This is a genomic window from Mammaliicoccus sp. P-M59, assembly GCF_022386135.1.
GTDB classification, from domain to species: domain Bacteria; phylum Bacillota; class Bacilli; order Staphylococcales; family Staphylococcaceae; genus Mammaliicoccus; species Mammaliicoccus sciuri_A.
Map to the genome: position 1 here is coordinate 1 of NZ_JAJNJJ010000020.1, position 3,156 is coordinate 3,156.

The 3,156-nt window shown below is 33.8% G+C and carries 3 protein-coding genes and 1 pseudogene; all 4 read left to right on the top strand.

The features are described 5' to 3' along the window. Positions 1–207, top strand: a 207-nt coding sequence (locus tag LQ617_RS15645) for a protein rep (RefSeq protein ID WP_345773059.1), incomplete at its 5' end; no start/stop codon positions are given. 814 nt (positions 208–1,021) lie between these two features. Further along, complete coding sequence (locus LQ617_RS15650; RefSeq protein WP_000336291.1) at positions 1,022–2,005, top strand: protein rep; 984 nt, start codon at positions 1,022–1,024, stop codon at positions 2,003–2,005. Positions 2,006–2,173: 168 nt separating this feature from the next. Beyond that, positions 2,174–2,935, top strand: coding sequence for an aminoglycoside O-nucleotidyltransferase ANT(4')-Ia (gene aadD1 / locus LQ617_RS15655; RefSeq protein WP_001014230.1), 762 nt, complete (start codon positions 2,174–2,176; stop codon positions 2,933–2,935). 67 nt (positions 2,936–3,002) lie between these two features. Beyond that, positions 3,003–3,156 (top strand): annotated as a pseudogene (locus LQ617_RS15660) (protein rep); the annotation flags it as partial.

Below are 3,156 nucleotides of genomic sequence, written 5' to 3' on the forward strand. Positions count from 1 at the left end.
GGTTTATACAGAAAACGTATGCTAAGTTATGGTGGATTGCTTAAACAAAAACATAAAATTTTAAATTTAGACGATGCTGAAAAAGGTAATTTGATTAATACAAGTGACGAAGAAAAAACGACAGACGAAGAAGAAAAAGCAAATTCAATTACTGCAATTTGGAATTTTGAAAAACAAAATTATTATTTAAAAAATGTGAAACGTTAGCTAAAAAGCTAGCGTTTTTTTATGTTTTTAGCCCCTGCAGGAACTATAGCGTTTAACCAGCATGGTTACCCACTTTTCATGCCAATTTTTAAATTTGCATGTAAATGGGCAGTGTCTAAAAAATTAGTCACTGGTTTTACTCAAATTTTTGTTTGTGAAATTAGAATATATTTATTTGGCTCATATTTGCGTTTTAAGAGCTTATATAAGTTTTTAGGTATAAAACTATATGATTTACCCCTGAAACTTTAAAATACCCCCTTAAAATTCAAAATAAGGGTATTTGAAAATAAGCAAAATAAAAAAGCCGACCTAAAAATTAAGTTGGCTTTTTTTAGAAATATTCTGCTAAGTTAAATCTAATTTAATCATACCACCGTTTATGCCGAGAAAACTTTTTGGTTTGAAAAATGAAATGTGATAGCTAACTTGTTAGCGAGTTGGTTGGACTTGAATTGGGATTAATCCCAAGAAAGTACCAACTCAACATCACATGGAATTGTAGGTTCAAACCAAAAAGGAAATTGGAATAAAAACATGTACAGACGGAAAAATAGAGCATGATTCACGGAGTGATCATCATGCTCTATTTTTGGGTTTTTAGAAACGAGTGTAACGAGTTTCTTCTTGTCTTGATACATATAGAAATAACGTCATTTTTATTTTAGTTGCTGAAAGGTGCGTTGAAGTGTTGGTATGTATGTGTTTTAAAGTATTGAAAACCCTTAAAATTGGTTGCACAGAAAAACCCCATCTGTTAAAGTTATAAGTGACTAAACAAATAACTAAATAGATGGGGGTTTCTTTTAATATTATGTGTCCTAATAGTAGCATTTATTCAGATGAAAAATCAAGGGTTTTAGTGGACAAGACAAAAAGTGGAAAAGTGAGACCATGGAGAGAAAAGAAAATCGCTAATGTTGATTACTTTGAACTTCTGCATATTCTTGAATTTAAAAAGGCTGAAAGAGTAAAAGATTGTGCTGAAATATTAGAGTATAAACAAAATCGTGAAACAGGCGAAAGAAAGTTGTATCGAGTGTGGTTTTGTAAATCCAGGCTTTGTCCAATGTGCAACTGGAGGAGAGCAATGAAACATGGCATTCAGTCACAAAAGGTTGTTGCTGAAGTTATTAAACAAAAGCCAACAGTTCGTTGGTTGTTTCTCACATTAACAGTTAAAAATGTTTATGATGGCGAAGAATTAAATAAGAGTTTGTCAGATATGGCTCAAGGATTTCGCCGAATGATGCAATATAAAAAAATTAATAAAAATCTTGTTGGTTTTATGCGTGCAACGGAAGTGACAATAAATAATAAAGATAATTCTTATAATCAGCACATGCATGTATTGGTATGTGTGGAACCAACTTATTTTAAGAATACAGAAAACTACGTGAATCAAAAACAATGGATTCAATTTTGGAAAAAGGCAATGAAATTAGACTATGATCCAAATGTAAAAGTTCAAATGATTCGACCGAAAAATAAATATAAATCGGATATACAATCGGCAATTGACGAAACTGCAAAATATCCTGTAAAGGATACGGATTTTATGACCGATGATGAAGAAAAGAATTTGAAACGTTTGTCTGATTTGGAGGAAGGTTTACACCGTAAAAGGTTAATCTCCTATGGTGGTTTGTTAAAAGAAATACATAAAAAATTAAACCTTGATGACACAGAAGAAGGCGATTTGATTCATACAGATGATGACGAAAAAGCCGATGAAGATGGATTTTCTATTATTGCAATGTGGAATTGGGAACGGAAAAATTATTTTATTAAAGAGTAGTTCAACAAACGGGCCAGTTTGTTGAAGATTAGATGCTATAATTGTTATTAAAAGGATTGAAGGATGCTTAGGAAGACGAGTTATTAATAGCTGAATAAGAACGGTGCTCTCCAAATATTCTTATTTAGAAAAGCAAATCTAAAATTATCTGAAAAGGGAATGAGAATAGTGAATGGACCAATAATAATGACTAGAGAAGAAAGAATGAAGATTGTTCATGAAATTAAGGAACGAATATTGGATAAATATGGGGATGATGTTAAGGCTATTGGTGTTTATGGCTCTCTTGGTCGTCAGACTGATGGGCCCTATTCGGATATTGAGATGATGTGTGTCATGTCAACAGAGGAAGCAGAGTTCAGCCATGAATGGACAACCGGTGAGTGGAAGGTGGAAGTGAATTTTGATAGCGAAGAGATTCTACTAGATTATGCATCTCAGGTGGAATCAGATTGGCCGCTTACACATGGTCAATTTTTCTCTATTTTGCCGATTTATGATTCAGGTGGATACTTAGAGAAAGTGTATCAAACTGCTAAATCGGTAGAAGCCCAAACGTTCCACGATGCGATTTGTGCCCTTATCGTAGAAGAGCTGTTTGAATATGCAGGCAAATGGCGTAATATTCGTGTGCAAGGACCGACAACATTTCTACCATCCTTGACTGTACAGGTAGCAATGGCAGGTGCCATGTTGATTGGTCTGCATCATCGCATCTGTTATACGACGAGCGCTTCGGTCTTAACTGAAGCAGTTAAGCAATCAGATCTTCCTTCAGGTTATGACCATCTGTGCCAGTTCGTAATGTCTGGTCAACTTTCCGACTCTGAGAAACTTCTGGAATCGCTAGAGAATTTCTGGAATGGGATTCAGGAGTGGACAGAACGACACGGATATATAGTGGATGTGTCAAAACGCATACCATTTTGAACGATGACCTCTAATAATTGTTAATCATGTTGGTTACGTATTTATTAACTTCTCCTAGTATTAGTAATCATCAGACTATCTAACAAGTAATCAAGAAAAAAATCAAGAAATAGTCAAAGACTTAGAACAAGGTTTATACAGAAAACGTATGCTAAGTTATGGTGGATTGCTTAAACAAAAACATAAAATTTTAAATTTAGACGATGCTGAAAAAGGTAATT